We start from the raw sequence: 17042 nt of genomic DNA on the forward strand, positions 1-17042 counted from the left end.
TTACAGAAAAGAGATCAAATTATGTTCTTGATTGACTCACATTGTCATCTTGATAGATTAAATTATAATTTATTACATAACAATATAGATGATGTATTAAAAAAATCTTATAAAAATCACGTAAAAAATTTCTTAACAGTATCAACTTCTATAGATAATTTTTATACAATAAAAAATTTATTTAAAAAATATAAAGTTGTTTTTTATTCTTGTGGTGTACATCCTTTAAATTGTAAACAAGAACTTAACAGTTTTTGTACAATAGAAAAATTATCTAATAAAATAAAAGAACTATCTTCTAGAAAACGTGTGATAGCAATAGGTGAAACTGGTTTAGACTATTATTATTCATCTGAAACTAAAAAAATACAACAAGATTTTTTTCGAGAACATATTAGAGTCGCAATAAAATTAAAAAAACCAATTATAGTACATTCACGTAATGCTATAGATGATACTATAAAAATACTGAAAGAAGAAAAAGCAGATCGATGTACAGGAGTTTTACATTCCTTTACCGGAGATTATAATGCTGTATTTAAGTTATTAGATATAGGTTTTTATATTTCCTTTTCTGGAATGATTACTTTTAAAAATTCTATAGAACTTTGCAATATAACAAAAAAAATACCATTGAATCGTTTATTAATAGAAACAGATTCACCATATTTATCACCAGACCCCTATAGAGGAAAAGAGAATCAACCTGCATATTTATTTTATATAGCAAAAAAAATTTCCCTCTTAAAACAAATAGATGTCAATATACTAGCAAAAATTACAACAAATAATTTTCGTACATTATTTAATGTATAGTAATTTTACTATTTAATCTCATATTTCATAAAAAATAATATTTTTTCAATAAAATGTTATATGTATTATACTATTCAACTGAAAATTTTTATACATCATCAGGAGTATTTTTTATATGTTTAAAAACGTATTTGCAAACCTTCAAAAAGTTGGTAAGTCACTTATGTTACCTGTTTCAGTATTACCTATTGCAGGAATACTGCTAGGAATAGGATCTGCACATTTTAGTTTGTTACCAAATATTCTTTCTCAAATTATGGCTCAAACAGGAAGTTCTGTTTTTAATAATATGCCATTAATTTTTGCAATTGGTGTAGCTCTTGGATTTACTAAAAATGATGGTGTTGCAGCGTTAGCTGCAGTTGTATCTTATGGGATTTTAATTCAAACATTAACTGCTATTGAACCAATTATTTTAAATACAACGATTGATATTGTAAAAGATAAACATTTTTCTGATACTGGTATATTAGGGGGGATTATTGCAGGTGCCATTTCGGCATATATGTTTAATAAATTTTATCGCATTCAATTACCTGAATATTTAGGTTTTTTTGCCGGAAAAAGATTTGTTCCTATTATTTCAGGATTATCTGCGATATTCATAGGTGTAATATTATCTATTATCTGGCCTCCAATTGGTCATGGAATTCAAATTTTTTCTGAATGGGCTGCTTATCAAAATCCTATTCTTGCTTTCACTTTATATGGATTAGTAGAAAGAGCACTGGTGCCATTTGGACTACATCATATATGGAATGTACCATTTCAAATGCAAATTGGAGAATATACTAATTCTATAGGACAAGTATTCCATGGTGATATCGCAAGATATATGGCTGGTGATTCTACAGCTGGGAACTTATCAGGAGGCTTTATTTTTAAAATGTATGGTCTTCCAGGTGCCGCATTAGCAATTTGGCATGCAGCTAAAAAAGAAAATAAAATTAAAATAGGTAGTATTATGATTTCGGCAGCATTAACCGCTTTTTTAACCGGAATTACCGAACCAATTGAATTTTCATTTATTATTGTAGCACCAGCATTATATGTTGTTCATTCTTTTTTAGCAGGATTATCTTTTCCATTATGTATTTTTTTAGATATGCGGGCAGGTACTAGTTTTTCACATGGTTTGATAGACTTTATAGTGTTAAGTGGAAATAGTCATCATATATTTCTTTTTCCAATTATTGGAATACTTTACGGATTTTTATATTATAGTTTGTTTTATTTATTAATTATTAATTTCAATTTAAATACACCAGGTCGAGAAGATATACAACATAATATATTAGAAAAAAATAATCATGAAATTGCACCATATATCATAACAGCATTAGGTGGAAAAAAGAATATTATAAATCTCGATGCATGTATTACTAGATTAAGAATTACAGTTGCAGAAATATCAAAAATTAATCAAAAAGACTTAAAAAATATTGGTGCAGCAGGAGTAATAATTTCAGGTTCAGGAATACAAATTGTTTTTGGAACAAGATCTGAAAATATTAAAATAGAAATAGATGAATATATTAAGACAATATAAATAAAGAAAGGAGTTTAATTATGCAAGATAATTTAATTTTTAGAAAGATCATCGATAAAAAAATACCAGCAAATATTATCTATCAAGACGAAAAAGTCACTGCTTTTAAAGATATAAAACCAAAAGCACCAGTACACATATTAATCGTACCTAATTTTTTTATTGCATCATCTAATGATATTAATAAACAAAATAAATCAATTATAGCACATATGTTTTATGTTGCTGTTGATATTGCAAAACGAAAAAAAATTAGTCAAAAAGGATATAGAATTATTGTTAATTGCAATGAAAATGGTGGACAAGAAATTCATTATCTTCATATGCATTTACTAGGAGGTAAAAAACTTAGTTCTCTTCCTTAATATATTTTATTTAAAATCTATTAAAGAATTTTAATTATTTTACAATTCAAAGATAAGATTTAAATAAATATTTATTATTTATATTATTTTTTATATTTTTTGTTAATGGTTGTGATTTTTCTAAAAAAATAGCAAAAAATTTTACAAACAATTAAATTTTATTTTGTTAAACTTTGATTTAGTTACAGAAAATATTGTTTTAGAAATATTACAATCTAATAATACATTTATATCAAATATATACATTGTTTTTTATTCACGTATTAGAAGATTAAACTAATTTTTTTATAAAAAAAGAGAAAATAACAGATCTAATATAAAATTAATTTTCTAAAAAAAAATATAAAATTAATTTTCTTAAAAATAAAGTAGTTGAAAAAACAAAAAAATAGAATTATTAAAAATAAAAAAATTCACTAGATATAGTAATGCCACTTTACTATCTCGCAATAAAAATATAAAACATTATCTTCATAGCTGTATTTCTAGTACAAATAAACTGTTCTTGTTAAAAATAAAATTAATGGCCGTTTAAACAAGAGAAATAATATTGATAAAAAATTTATTTTATTAGTAATAATGATATTTTTTATATATATAAAAAAATAAATAACAATCAATAGAATTGATAAAAAATATTTTTGTATTTTAAAAAATTGATTTTTCTTTCTATTATGAAAGTATATAAATACTAGTATTTACAAATAAGACAAGTATTTTTAGTTCTACTAAGAGTAGCTCTTTCTACTGAAGTTTATATAATACAATCATTAATTATTGTTTTGAATATAAAAAATAGATTTCTCTATTTGTACGACAGTAGAAAGTTCTAACTCTTAATATTATTATAAAGTTTTAAATTAATTTCAGAAAAATATATATTCTAATAAAACTAGAAGTGATAAACTATCCCTGCGCCAATAGTATTATTGTTGGAAATATTATTTGTTGGATTCAAACTAGTATTTTTTAATAAATTAATTTTGTAATTCATATATGTAGAAATATTTTTATTAAACTCATAACGAGTAGAAATATTAATTTGTTTTGCTAACTCTAAATCCTGGTTACTAGACGAACCTTTTATATTTGAATTTTGTCCTTTAGAATCTAAATAACTCAAAGAAGGATGAAATCCAGAATGAAAGTTATACTCTGCAAAAGCTTCAATATTTTGTGTTTTATTAATATATGATGGTTGTCCATTATTAGGTAAACTATTTTGAGTAATAAAATTGAATGTTGGTGTTAAGTTACGTCCCTCACCATAGAAAGCTGCAATATATATATCATTAGCATCATATTTAAAACCTAATCCATATGCTCCTACAGAAGAAAGTTGGTCATCTTGATTAATTTTGTTAAATACAGATTTTTCAGAGGAAAAACAAGAACCAATAGCAGTAAGTCCGACATCACTTTTATATTTTAAAGAAGCACCCCAACCAGTTCCATTTTGTTGATGTTCTATTCTATCTTTAGATTGCTCTTGATACTGTAATGCAAAACTAACCCCATCAACTAGACCAAAAAGATTATCATTTCTATAAGTAAGTAGGCTATTATTTCTTCCTAGCATATAATTATCGTTATAAGAAAAGACACTATTATTATTAATGTATGGCATATGATTAGTTAATGACTGTACATCATGAAAGATACCATAATTGCGACCATAATCTATCGAACCCCAATCACCATATTTAAAACCAGCATATCCTAAACGTATAGTATTAGGCTGTTGTGCATTTAATAATGCTTCTGGTTGAGAAAAATCAATTCCATATTCAATAGTAGCATAACTAAATAGTTCATCAGTAATATTCATTTTTCCTGATAGACCTACGATAGCATTTGTATGATCATTCTGAGATGTAATTTTAGTAGATAAAAAATCATGAGATAATTCATGATTAGGATTAATACTACCGTATACTTCAAGTTTATTACCATGTTTATTAAATATTTCTAAAGCATTAACTTCATTACTAGCAGCGAATAACATTGGAATTACAATTGCTAAGGATTTATGATTTGTCATAATTTTTATACTACCTTTTAGTAAAAATAATTTAAATCAATATCGATATATGATTAGAATAAATATTATTTTTGTAAACTTGATGCTTATCTATAAATACTGAAATAAAAAAATTACTCAGTAAATATTAAATGTTTTAGTTAAAAATTAGAATTATTCACAGTACGTGGAAAAGGAATAAGATCTCGTATATTTGTTACTCCAGTAACATAAGAAATTAATCGTTCAAAACCCATTCCAAAACCTGAATGCGGAACCGTTCCGTATCGACGAAGATCTCGATACCACCAATAATCTTCTTTTTTTAATCCTAATTCTAATAAACGTTCATCTAAAATTGAAATACGTTCTTCACGTTGAGAACCTCCTATTAGTTCTCCAATATTAGGAACTAATAAATCTATTGCTGCAACAGTTTTTTTATCATCATTCAATCTCATATAAAATGCTTTTAATTCTTTTGGATAGTTTTTTATTATTATTGGAATTTTAAAATACTTTTCCACAAGAAAACGCTCATGTTCAGAAGATAGATCTACACCTAAGAAAACAGAGTTGTTAAATTGAATTTTAGACTCCAGTAAAATATTAACCGCATCTGTATAATCTATTCGGATAAAATCTACTAACAATAGTCCTTCTAAACGATTAACTATATCATTATCAATGTAGCTTTGAAGAAAATTAATGTCTGACATGCAATTTTTTAAAAGAGATTTACAAATATATTTTAACATATACTCAGCAAAATCTGATATATCATTTAAATTTGTAAAAGCTGATTCTACTTCTAGCATCCAAAACTCCGCTAAATGACGACTAGTATTAGAGTTTTCAGCGCGAAATGTAGGACCAAAAGTATAAACTTTAGATAAAGAACAAGCATATGTTTCTATGTTTAACTGTCCCGAAACAGTTAAAAAAGACTCTTTTCCAAAAAAATCTTTTTTAAAATCAACGGTTCCATCTTTATTTTTAGGAATATTATTCATGTCTAATGTCGAAACACGAAACATTTCTCCAGCACCTTCAGTATTTAAACTAGTGATAATTGGTGTTGGAACCCAGCAATAATTCTTCTTGTAAAAAAAACGGTGCAACGATTGTAAGATATGATTTCGTATTCGAGCTATTGCACCTGTAAAATTTGTTCTAGATCTTAGATGTGCTACCTCTCTCAAATATTCCATGCTATGTTTTTTAGCAGATATTGGATAAGTCTCTGGGTTTTCAATCCAACCTAAAACTTTAATTTTTTTTAATTGAATTTCATATTTTTGTTTATCTCCCATTGATAATATCAATATTCCAGTTAGCATGACAGAACATCCAATTGTTAAACGCAATATTTCTTTATAATAATTAGGCAAACTATTATTTGCAACAACTTGTATAGAATTAAAACATGAACCGTCATATATGGTAATAAAAGAAAAACCAGATTTTGAACTTCTTCGACTCCGTACCCATCCGCATACAGTAATAAAACTATTTACTATAATATCATCTTTATATATATTTGATATTGATACTGTATTCATAAAAGCTTTCCTTTTGTACTGATTATTCATTTTAAAAATAGACTATTATAGAAACAAATTTTTAAAACAGTAAAATTTTTTTATATATTAAATTAAAGTCAATTAGTAATGAATCGATACAAAAAATAATATAAAAAATATAGGTTGTATTTTATTATCTTAAAAATTTTTTATTTATCTACTTTTCAATGGAACGTTAAATACTTTCTGTAAACGTTTTAAAAAATTTTGATCCAAACAAAATGTTTTTCCTGGACTATCAGATATTTTAGCAACAGGTTTACCGTTGCATTTGACTAGTTTCACAACGATGTTTAATGGTTTTACATGCGGAATATCACACGTTAATTTCGTTCCTATTCCAAAAATAACATTGATTCTTTTATTAAATTTCTTATATAAAGATATAATGTTACTAAAATTTAAATTATCAGAAAACAATAATGTTTTAGTACAAGGATCTATTCCTAATTTTTCATAATGTTTAAGAGCTTTTTCACCCCATTTTACAGGATCTCCGGAATCATGTCTGATTCCTTGATAAGAAGAAGCAAAATATAAATTAAAATCTTGTAAAAAAGAATCCATAGTAATTGAATCTGTAAGAGCAATACTTAAGTGATTCTTATATTGATATAACCATTTTTGCAATGCTAAAATCTGACTATTTCTTAAGTTTCTTCCAATTTGCTGATGTGCTTGAAACCATTCATGAGCTTGTGTTCCTACTGGTTTTATTTTTAATATACGAGCTATATGATAATTACTAGAACCAATTAAAAAAGGAAAATTTTTTTTTAATCTTTTAACAATAGAATACTGGACATCATAAGAAAATCTTCTTCTTGTACCAAAATCAACAACTTTCAAACGAGATAAATCTATATATTTCGCGTGATTAAAAAATTTTATTAATTTAGAGTCTAAATATTGTACAGCATATTTAGAACTAATGTTTGGAGAAAAATTACTATGAAAAACTTCACTAATTAAAGCTAAAATTGGCACTTCCCACAATATTACTTCTTTCCATAGTCCACTTATACGAATATGTAATTGACCTTGATAGTTGTGTACTTTTACTTGTGAAATATTATAACGAAATTTTCTTAACCAATGTAAATATTCTTTCTTAAAAAATGGAAAAGAGTTCATATAAGTATATTCTTCATGACTCAAAGATAAAGATGTCATCATACTAATTTGCTCTAACAAGACATCTGAATAACAACCTAAAAAATTATCTCCTCTACAAAGAAATTCAGCAACTACATCTACATTTTTATAATGATAAAAAACAGCTTGTTGCATATGAAGTTTATATGCATCGGTATCAAGCAATGTTTTTACTATTGGATAATCATATCGTTTCATAGTATTCTTTTTTATTCTACTATTTTTTTCATGTGCAATAACTATATGTTCAATAATTATTATGCTAGTTTTATACTTTAATAATATCAAAAATTCAATAAAATATTATAAAAATTTTTCATAAAAATATAACATAGTTAAAAAAGTTAACAATTTTTCAAAAAAATAATATCTGTAAAAAAAATAGTATATAGAACAAAATTATTTTTTATTTATCTGTTTGATATAATATTTTTACTATAATGACTGTTAGAGTGTTATTCTATATCAAAAAGGAATAATAATGTTTTATTATTTAATTCGTAAACTATTATTTTTAATAGAACCTGAAAAAGCTCATTTTTTAACATTAAAGTATTTAAATATTAAAAATATTCAGTTATTTAATTTTTTTTTTATAAAACTAGAATATCATCAAAAAAAATTAAATGCATGGGTTTAACTTTTAAAAATAAAATTGGTGCCGCAGCAGGAATAGATAAAAATGGAGAATATATAAATGCTTTATCAAAACTAGGATTTGGTTTTATTGAAGTGGGGACTGTTACTCCTTTGCCTCAAATTGGAAATAAAAAACCTAGAATTTTCAGAATCGTTCCTATAGAAGGTATAATTAACAGAATGGGATTCAATAATCTAGGAATAGATAATTTAATTCACAATATAAAAAAATCTAATTTTAAAGGAATCATTGGTGTTAATATTGGAAAAAATAAAAATACTAACATTCAAAATGCAGTTAATGATTATTTAATATGTATAGAAAAAATTTATTGTCATGCTAGCTATATTGCAATTAATATTTCATCACCCAATACTACTAATTTAAGAAAATTACAATATGGAATTCTTTTTAAGAATTTATTGTATAAAGTAAAAGAAAAACAAAAAGAGCTTCATAAAAAATATTTAAAATATGTTCCTATAGCAATTAAAATATCACCAGACTTATCAATAAAAGAATTAGTTTATATTTCAAAACAATTAATTGCATATAGAATAGATGCGGTAATTGCAACTAATACAACACTAGACCACTCTCTAGTATCTGGATTAAAAAATAGTTCACAAAGAGGAGGATTAAGTGGATTACCTTTACAAAAAAAAAGTACTGATATAATTTCAATATTATCAACAAATTTGAAAAAAAAAGTGCCTATTATTGGAGTGGGTGGAATTAATTCTATAGCTGCAGCTAAAGAAAAAATTGCGTCAGGAGCTACTTTGATACAAATTTATTCTGGATTAGTGTATCATGGACCACAACTAATTAAAAAAATTATTAGCAATATATAAAATTTATTTTTGTAGATTGGAAAAACTTATTGTGTAAATTAAAATACTACTAAAAACTTATAAAAATTTTAAATAAATATAATTATTAATTTAGCTATTTATTGTACACTATATATCTAAAAATACTAGATATAGTATAAAAAAACAATTTTTAATTTTATAAAACTGATATTACAAAATAAAAATGAATCATTTATTTGCTAGTACAAATTTTGGAACTGAAAAATTATTAGAACAAGAACTCTTATCTTTAGGAGCTAAAAATATCCATGTAATAAATGGGGGAATTTATTATCAGTCTAATGATCTATTACTATATCAAAGCTTAATGTGGAGTCGCATTGCTTCAAGAATTTATTTTTGTATAAAAAAATTTACTATAAATAATCGTGATGATCTTTATAATAATATATATAATATTAATTGGACTGAAATCTTTCATTTACATAACACTTTTTTAGTTAATTTCAAAGGAACTAACAATACTATTCGTAATACTTTATTTGGAGCACTAATAATAAAAGATGCAATTGTTGATCAATTTCAAAAACAATACTCTTCTCGTCCAAATGTAAATCTTATAACACCTGATATTCGAATAAAATCATTATTATTAAATAATAATATCTTACATGTTATGTTAGATCTGAGTGGAGAATCTTTACATAAACGAGGATATCGTCAATTTTGCAATACTACTCCTATCAAAGAAAATTTAGGAACTGCAATTGTATTGACTTCTGGATGGTGTAAGAATATACCGATTATAGATCCTATGTGTGGTTCAGGAACATTGTTAATTGAAGCAGCTATGATAGCTTCTGATAGAGCTCCGGGATTAACAAGATTAAAATGGGGATTTCAATCATGGAAGAAATATAATGAAAATATATGGAAAAATGTTGTTAAAGAAGCTAAAGATCGATTTAAAAGAGGATTAAAACAATGTTTTAAAAATTATTTTATAGGGTATGATTACGATTCTGAAATGATAAAAAAAGCTAAAAAAAATGCATTAAATGCAGGTATGTTAAAAATAATTCGATTTTCAACACAAAATTTAAATGATTTAAAAAATATTTATAATAAAGAACAAACCGGGATAATATTAAGCAATCCACCATATGGGGAAAGATGCCAAACTGAAAGTCAATTAGCAGGTCTATATGTACAATTAGGAATTGTAGCAAAAAAATATTTTAACAATTGGAAATTATCAATACTTAGTTCATCAGAATTTTTATTAAATTTTTTACAAATGCATGCATATGAAGAACATTTTTTTAAGAATGGTTCCTTGAATTGCATTCAAAAAAATTTTTTAATTTTTTTGAAAAAACCAAATATTAACAAAAATGAATTTAAAGATAGATTAAATAAAAACTTTAAAAAATTAAAAAAATGGATTAATCTAGAAAAATTAGAATGTTTTCGTGTGTATAACGCAGATTTACCAAATTATAACATAATAGTAGATATTTATGATAAATGGATAGTAATTCAAGAATATAAAGCTCCAAAATTAATAGACTATAATAAAGCATTTAAAAGGTTATGTCATGCAATCTATTATACTAAAAAAATATTATCTATTCCTGTAAATAATATTATATTAAAAACCAGACAAAAAAACAAAAATAAAACGCAGTATAAAAAATTATTTAATAGTAATAATTTTATTATCGTGAAAGAACATCATGCAAAATTTTTAGTAAATTTAACAGATTATTTGGATACTGGACTATTTTCAGATAAGCGGCTTGTGAGAAAATTATTAGGAACAATGGCTAAAGGAAAAGATTTTCTTAATCTATTTTCATATACCGGAACAGCCAGCGTCTACGCTGGATTAGGACAATCAAATAGCACAACTAGTGTAGATATCTCTAATACTTATATAAAATGGTCTATTCGTAATATGTCTCTTAATAATTTAGTAGGCTCTCAACATAATTTTATTCAAGCTGATTGTTTACATTGGATAAAAAAAACCAATCAGAAATTTGATCTTATATTTATCAATCCACCTACTTTTTCAAATTCTAAAAAAATGAAATACTCTTTTGATTTAAAAAGAGATTATTTTGATATCATAGTCAATTTAAAAAGAATTTTGCGTCATGATGGTGATATTGTTTTTTCAAGTTCTACACATAATTTCGACATTAATTTTGATTATATTAGGAAAATAAAATTACATGCAAAAAAAATTACTAAAAAAATGCAATCTAAAGATTATTTAAAAAATTCACATATTTATCATACCTGGTTAATAAAACATGCAAAATAAATTCAAGGATAGAAAAATTTATGTCTTTAATTAGCATTCAAGATGCTCATCTATCATTTAGTAATCTAGAGATATTAAAAAATAGCACTCTTCATATCAACGACAATGAAAGAGTATGTTTAACTGGTAAGAATGGAGCTGGAAAATCTACTTTATTAAAAATCATTAATAAAACACAAGATTTAGATCATGGTCGTGTTATTTATAAAAAAAATATAAAAGTATCTTATTTACAACAAAAAAATCCTAACAATCTCGATATTTCCATACATGATTTTATCAGTTCAGGATTAGAGAAATATTCAATAAATAAAAAAAAAAATATAAAAGAAATTGTACAAATAGAAAAAATTATTAACTTAATTGAATTGAACAAAAACACTTTATTATCTCATTTATCGGGAGGACTATTAAGAAAAGCTGCATTAGGTCGTGTGCTAATAAGAGAACCCAATATACTATTGCTTGATGAACCTACAAATCATTTAGACATGAAAACTATTAAATGGCTCGAGATATTTTTAAAAAAATTTTCTGGTAGTATATTGTTCGTATCACATGATAGAAATTTTATTCAGAATATCTCTACACGTATTGTAGATCTTGATCGTGGAAAATTAGTTTCTTGGCCAGGTGATTATAAAAATTTTATAAAACTAAAAAATGAAAGTAATCGTATTGAAAGAATACAAAAAAAATTATTTGACAAAAATCTAGAAAAAGAAGAAACATGGATTAGAAAGGGTATTAAAGCACGTTCTACTCGTAATGAAGGAAGAGTTAAAAATTTAAAAACATTACGAAAAGAATATGAAGATTATAAAAAAATAGAAAAATTAAATAATATCACAATTAACCAATCTAAAAATGATTCAGGAAAAATACTTTTTGAATTAAAAAATGTAGATTGTTTAATAAATAATAAAATTATTATAAAAAATTTTTCATCAATTATTCAACATGGTGATAAATTAGGAGTGATCGGCAATAATGGATGTGGAAAAAGTACATTAATTAAAATTCTTATAGGAGAACAAAAACCTTATAAAGGAAAAATTTATAGAGGAACAGGATTAAAAATATCATATTTTGATCAAAATAGATCTATATTAGATCCAAATAAATCTATTTTAGAAAATATAGCTTACGGAAAAGAAAAAATTATGTTAAATGGAAGAGAACAACATATAGTTGGATATCTAAAAAATTTTCTCTTTAAACCTAATCAGCTCCAATCTTTAGTAAAAACATTATCAGGTGGCGAATGTAATAGATTACTTTTAGCTCAATTATTTTTAAAACCTAGTAATGTTTTAATTCTTGATGAACCTACAAATGATCTTGACTTAGACACACTTCAATTATTAGAAAAAATTATTATTGACTATCAAGGTACTGTTATAATTGTCAGTCATGATGAAGAATTCATTAATAATACAGTAAAAAAATGTTGGTATTTTGAAAGAAATGGATTGATTAGTACCTATTGTGGAAATTATGATTATTTAAAAAGAAAACAAGATCATTTACCAAAAGAAAAAATACAAAAAAATACATTAAAGACAAATATTAAAATAAAAGTTAAAAATAATTTTAAAAAAGAACTCAAAAAAATATTCTATAAAATAGAAAAAATTGAGATTAACATTAATAAATTACAAAAAATAGTAAATGAACCTAATTTTTTTAAAAAAACATTAGAAGAAAAATTACCAATGCTAAAAATGTTATCTCAACAAGAAAAAAAATTAGAACAAAAAATACTATATTGGGAAACTTTAGAAAAAAGTATCATAAATAATAAAACTTAAAAAATTTTTTAAAATAATACTTTTTTCACAATTACATATTCATATATTATAGCTGTATTTTTTTCATACAAATTGAAGAACAACAATTTTTAAAATTAATAGAACATTGTTTACATTGAATAAAAAGACGATGGCATAAACTATAATGACAATTAATATAAGTATCAGAAAGTTGACCACATTGTGTGCAAAATGATATTATTTCATCTGAAATTTTTTCACTCATGCGATCATCAAAGACAAAATTTTTCCCTTTAAAAAGAATTGGAATCCCGTTTTTTCGGGCATCATGTACATAACCAATAATGCCTCCTTCTAAATGATAAATGTGTTTAAAACCATTAAAACACATCCAAGCTGTAGCTTTTTCACAGCGAATACCACCTGTACAATACATAACAATTTTTTTATTTTTAGCATGTTTCATTAATTTTATTACATTTTTTATTTGTTCACGAAAAGTTAAACTTTTAATTTCTACTGCATTCTCAAAATGACCAATAGCATATTCATAAGAATTCCTCATGTCAATAAATATTACTTTTTTATCATTTAACATTAAATTAACTGTTTTTGATTTAATATAAATACCAACTTTTTTAGGATTAAAAAAATCTTCTGTAATTCCGTCTTGTACAATTTTTTCTCTAACTTTAACAGAAAGAACCCAGAAAGATTTCCGATTGTCCAATGATTTATTAATACGTAAATTATTTAGCTCTAAATGAAAATTATTTAAAAATTTTCTTAAAAAACAATAATTTTTTTTTGGAATACTGATTTGTGCATTAATACCTTCAGTAGCTATATAAATTCTTCCTAAAACATTATATTTATAAAGATTATTATAAAATTCATCGCGACATTCTCGAGTATTATTAATAGTAAAATACTTATAAAAAGACAATGTTAAACGAGGTTCCGTTTCAGAAAAAACACGTTTTTTTAGTTCTTTTTTAGAAATAAGATTGTGTAAAATAGACATAAAATACCTATAATAACTATGAATTAAGAATAACATACGCAATAAAAAACTATAATATTATTTTTTATCAGATAAATTTGTTAAAATTTTTATTTGATCAGACAATTTTATGTATACTTCATTTAATTTTAATAATTTGTTTTTTTCTTGATTTACTATTTCTTTTGGAGCATAATATAAAAAATTTTTATTTAAAATTTTATTTTTAATTTTTAATATATGCAGTTGTATTTTTTTTTCTTCTTTTTCTAGCCGTTTCAATTCTACTTCTTTATCTATTAATTTGAGCATAGGAATTATAATTTCTGCTCCATCTATTATTTCTTTTATACATAAATCTTTATCATATGTTTTAAAGAGTATTGTAATACTATCTAAAAACGATATTTTTTTTATAAGTAAAATATTTTCTTTAATAATGATTTCTTGTTCAGAAGTGATATTATATAAAAATAATGGTAATAATTTTTTAGAACTAATATTCATATTAATTCGAATATTTCTCAAAAAAACAATTATTTTTTTTATCCATTCCATGTTGTATTGTATTTTTTTATCACATAATTTATGATTATACTCTGGAAAAGATTGCAACATAATTGTCTCACCTTGAATGTCTTTAATTAATTTTATACGTTGCCAAATTATCTCAGTGATAAAAGGAATAATAGGATGAGCTAATTTTACAAGTAATTCTAGAATATATAATAAAATATTTTTAGTAGAATACACCTCTTCAGGAGAACCTCTGTTAATAACTATTTTTGCTAATTCTAAATACCAATCACAAAATATACTCCAAATAAAATCATATAAAATATTAGCTGCTATATCAAAACGATAGGCATCCAATGATGCACGATATAATTTTACTGTATTATTAAATTCTATTAAAATCCATTTATTAATTAATAACATCTTATCTTTTATGTCAAAGTTTGAAAACTTATGATTTTTTGTATTAATTAATACAAAACGACTAGCATTCCAAAGTTTATTACAAAAGTTACGATATCCTTTTAATCTATTCATATCCCATTGTATATCACGTGTACTAGACGCTAACGCAGAAAAAGTAAATCGTAATGCATCTGTTCCAGTAGCTTGAATACCTTCAGGAAATTGTTTAATAGTACGTTGAATTATTTTATAAGATAAATTCGGTTGCAATAAATTATTTGTTCTTTTTTTAATTAATTCCTTCAAAGAAATTCCATCTATCATATCTAACGGATCAATTACATTTCCTTTTGATTTAGACATTTTTTTTCCATATTCATCTCGAATCAATCCTGTGATATAAACATTTTGAAAAGGGACTTCAGGATTATTATCTTTATCTTTAACAAAATACATAGTTAACATGATCATTCTAGCAATCCAAAAAAAAATAATATCAAAACCGCTAACTAAAACATTAGTAGGATGAAACAGTTTTAATAATGTAGTTTTTTTAGGCCATCCTAATGCAGAAAAAGTCCATAATCCCGAAGAAAACCATGTATCTAAAACATCATTTTCTTGTCGTAATATTATATGCTCTGATATAGAATATTTTTTACGTATTTCTTTTTCGTTGTGTCCAATATACATATTTTTTCGATTGTCATACCATACTGGAATACGATGACCCCACCATAATTGACGAGAAATACACCAATCTTCAATATTATTCATCCAAGATGTATACATACTTTCATACTGTTCTGGTATAAATTTAATTTTTTTATTTTTTACAGCATCTAGAGCTACTTTCGCTAATTCTGAAGTTTTTAAATACCATTGATTCGTAAGCATCGGTTGAATCACAACACCACTTCTATCACTATAAGGAGTAATAATCTCACATTTTTCTATTTTTTCTAATAATCCTAATTTTTTAATTTCTTTAATAATTTCAACTCGTGCAGAAAAAATATCTAAATTTCGAAATTGAAGCGGAATAAATGTACTATATTTATTAGATTTTTCACCTTTATAGTTATAAACTTCAGAAATAGATTTAATTCTTCCATCAAAAGTAAAAATATTAATCATTGGTAATTTATGCTGGACTCCTACTTTATAATCATTAAAATCATGTGCTGGAGTAATTTTTACACAACCAGTTCCCTTTTCTAAATCAGCATATTTATCTCCAATAATAGGAATTTCCCTATTAGTTAAAGGACATATAACAGTCTGTCCAATACATTGATTATACTTTTGATCTTTAGGGTTGATAGCAATAGCCGTATCGCCCAATAAAGTTTCAGGTCTACTTGTAGAAACTACCAAATATTTTATTTTTCTTTTGAAAAAATTATTACTTTGAACAATTGGATAACGAATAAACCATTTATTCCCTTTTATCAAACGATGTTCAACTTCTAAATCTGAAATTACAGTTTCTAATTTTGAATCCCAATGCACTAATCTTTTTTTCTGATAAATTAAATTGTTTTTATAAAGTATAATAAAAGCTTCTCTAACAGCAATAGAAATATCTGCATCTAAAGTAAATTTTTCATAGTCCCAATCAACAGATATTCCTAAACGTCGCATTTGTTTTGTAATAATACTACTAGATTTTTTTTTCCATTCCCAAATTTTTGCAATAAAATCATCTCTTTTATAATCTTTTTTAGTTTTTTTTTCTTCTAAAAATATCTGATGTTCAACTAAAATTTGTGTTGCTATTCCTGCATGATCTGTTCCAACTTGCCAAAATGTATTTTTACCCTGCATTCTGTGATAGCGAATTAATATATCCATAATTGTTTGTTGAAATGCATGTCCCATATGCAAACTTCCTGTAATATTAGGTGGAGGCATCATAATACAAAAAGTTGATTTTCCTAAATTATTAGGTTTAAAATACCCATTTTTTTCCCAAACACTATATAAAGATTCTTCAATATGTCGAGGATTATAAGTTTTATCCATTTTATTTGACTATTTCTTGATAAAAAAGGCGACATTGCCATGTTAAAAA

Annotated in this window: 12 protein-coding genes; 7 read left to right on the forward strand and 5 right to left on the reverse strand. The window is 24.5% G+C overall.

Features of this window, described 5'->3' with window-relative positions; genetic code table 11:
* Nucleotides 1-21: 21 nt before the first annotated feature.
* From G4A98_01775 to G4A98_01785, 3 genes are all read left to right on the forward strand, one after another.
* Complete coding sequence (locus G4A98_01775; protein QIQ41940.1) at nucleotides 22-816, forward strand: YchF/TatD family DNA exonuclease; 795 nt, start codon at nucleotides 22-24, stop codon at nucleotides 814-816.
* Nucleotides 817-931: 115 nt separating this feature from the next.
* On the forward strand, nucleotides 932-2365 hold the full coding sequence (ptsG, locus tag G4A98_01780; GenBank protein ID QIQ41941.1) for a PTS glucose transporter subunit IIBC: 1434 nt from the start codon (nucleotides 932-934) through the stop codon (nucleotides 2363-2365).
* 20 nt (nucleotides 2366-2385) lie between these two features.
* Nucleotides 2386-2730: a histidine triad nucleotide-binding protein gene (locus tag G4A98_01785; protein ID QIQ41942.1), complete on the forward strand. Its 345-nt coding sequence runs from the start codon at nucleotides 2386-2388 to the stop codon at nucleotides 2728-2730.
* 892 nt (nucleotides 2731-3622) lie between these two features.
* Here G4A98_01785 and G4A98_01790 read toward each other — a convergent pair.
* The 3 genes from G4A98_01790 to pncB all read right to left on the reverse strand — a co-directional run bounded on the left by G4A98_01790 (nucleotide 3623) and on the right by pncB (nucleotide 7686).
* Nucleotides 3623-4771, reverse strand: coding sequence for a porin (locus G4A98_01790; GenBank protein ID QIQ41943.1), 1149 nt, complete (start codon nucleotides 4769-4771; stop codon nucleotides 3623-3625).
* Between the two features lie 140 nt (nucleotides 4772-4911).
* Complete coding sequence (gene asnS, locus G4A98_01795) at nucleotides 4912-6312, reverse strand: asparagine--tRNA ligase (GenBank protein QIQ41944.1); 1401 nt, start codon at nucleotides 6310-6312, stop codon at nucleotides 4912-4914.
* 174 nt (nucleotides 6313-6486) lie between these two features.
* Nucleotides 6487-7686 carry a nicotinate phosphoribosyltransferase gene (gene pncB / locus G4A98_01800; GenBank protein ID QIQ41945.1) on the reverse strand — a complete coding sequence of 400 codons (1200 nt, stop codon included), beginning with the start codon at nucleotides 7684-7686 and terminating at the stop codon, nucleotides 6487-6489.
* 283 nt (nucleotides 7687-7969) lie between these two features.
* On the opposite strand from pncB, the gene G4A98_01805 reads away from it, so the two are divergent.
* The 4 genes from G4A98_01805 (at nucleotide 7970) to G4A98_01820 (ending at nucleotide 13083) form a co-directional block, all read left to right on the forward strand.
* Nucleotides 7970-8128: a dihydroorotate dehydrogenase gene (locus G4A98_01805; GenBank protein ID QIQ41946.1), complete on the forward strand. Its 159-nt coding sequence runs from the start codon at nucleotides 7970-7972 to the stop codon at nucleotides 8126-8128.
* Nucleotides 8119-8982 (forward strand): quinone-dependent dihydroorotate dehydrogenase, encoded by an 864-nt coding sequence (pyrD, locus tag G4A98_01810; protein QIQ41947.1) that lies wholly within the window; start codon nucleotides 8119-8121, stop codon nucleotides 8980-8982. The genes G4A98_01805 and pyrD overlap by 10 nt, the downstream gene beginning before the upstream one ends.
* A 184-nt stretch (nucleotides 8983-9166) precedes the next feature.
* Nucleotides 9167-11272, forward strand: a complete 2106-nt coding sequence (gene rlmKL / locus G4A98_01815) for a bifunctional 23S rRNA (guanine(2069)-N(7))-methyltransferase RlmK/23S rRNA (guanine(2445)-N(2))-methyltransferase RlmL (GenBank protein QIQ41948.1) — start codon at nucleotides 9167-9169, stop codon at nucleotides 11270-11272.
* Between the two features lie 20 nt (nucleotides 11273-11292).
* Nucleotides 11293-13083: an ATP-binding cassette domain-containing protein gene (locus tag G4A98_01820; protein ID QIQ41949.1), complete on the forward strand. Its 1791-nt coding sequence runs from the start codon at nucleotides 11293-11295 to the stop codon at nucleotides 13081-13083.
* A gap of 46 nt (nucleotides 13084-13129) precedes the next feature.
* Here the strand turns inward: G4A98_01820 and G4A98_01825 are convergent, their stop codons facing one another.
* Entirely contained in the window at nucleotides 13130-14068 is a 939-nt protein-coding gene (locus tag G4A98_01825; GenBank protein QIQ41950.1) for a rhodanese-related sulfurtransferase, read from the reverse strand.
* A gap of 57 nt (nucleotides 14069-14125) precedes the next feature.
* Nucleotides 14126-16993, reverse strand: coding sequence for a valine--tRNA ligase (locus G4A98_01830; protein QIQ41951.1), 2868 nt, complete (start codon nucleotides 16991-16993; stop codon nucleotides 14126-14128).
* Nucleotides 16994-17042: the final 49 nt, after the last annotated feature.

This window comes from Buchnera aphidicola (Microlophium carnosum), assembly GCA_011752475.1.
Lineage (GTDB): Bacteria > Pseudomonadota > Gammaproteobacteria > Enterobacterales > Enterobacteriaceae > Buchnera > Buchnera aphidicola_BG.

Bases quoted from the DNA above. Each gene is read 5' to 3' on its own strand.
- G4A98_01775 (QIQ41940.1), top strand. From the start codon at position 22: ATGTTCTTGATTGACTCACATTGTCATCTTGATAGATTAAATTATAAT.
- ptsG (QIQ41941.1), top strand. From the start codon at position 932: ATGTTTAAAAACGTATTTGCAAACCTTCAAAAAGTTGGTAAGTCACTT.
- G4A98_01785 (QIQ41942.1), top strand. From the start codon at position 2,386: ATGCAAGATAATTTAATTTTTAGAAAGATCATCGATAAAAAAATACCA.
- G4A98_01790 (QIQ41943.1), bottom strand. From the start codon at position 4,771: ATGACAAATCATAAATCCTTAGCAATTGTAATTCCAATGTTATTCGCT.
- asnS (QIQ41944.1), bottom strand. From the start codon at position 6,312: ATGAATACAGTATCAATATCAAATATATATAAAGATGATATTATAGTA.
- pncB (QIQ41945.1), bottom strand. From the start codon at position 7,686: ATGAAACGATATGATTATCCAATAGTAAAAACATTGCTTGATACCGAT.
- G4A98_01805 (QIQ41946.1), top strand. From the start codon at position 7,970: ATGTTTTATTATTTAATTCGTAAACTATTATTTTTAATAGAACCTGAA.
- pyrD (QIQ41947.1), top strand. From the start codon at position 8,119: ATGGGTTTAACTTTTAAAAATAAAATTGGTGCCGCAGCAGGAATAGAT.
- rlmKL (QIQ41948.1), top strand. From the start codon at position 9,167: ATGAATCATTTATTTGCTAGTACAAATTTTGGAACTGAAAAATTATTA.
- G4A98_01820 (QIQ41949.1), top strand. From the start codon at position 11,293: ATGTCTTTAATTAGCATTCAAGATGCTCATCTATCATTTAGTAATCTA.
- G4A98_01825 (QIQ41950.1), bottom strand. From the start codon at position 14,068: ATGTCTATTTTACACAATCTTATTTCTAAAAAAGAACTAAAAAAACGT.
- G4A98_01830 (QIQ41951.1), bottom strand. From the start codon at position 16,993: ATGGATAAAACTTATAATCCTCGACATATTGAAGAATCTTTATATAGT.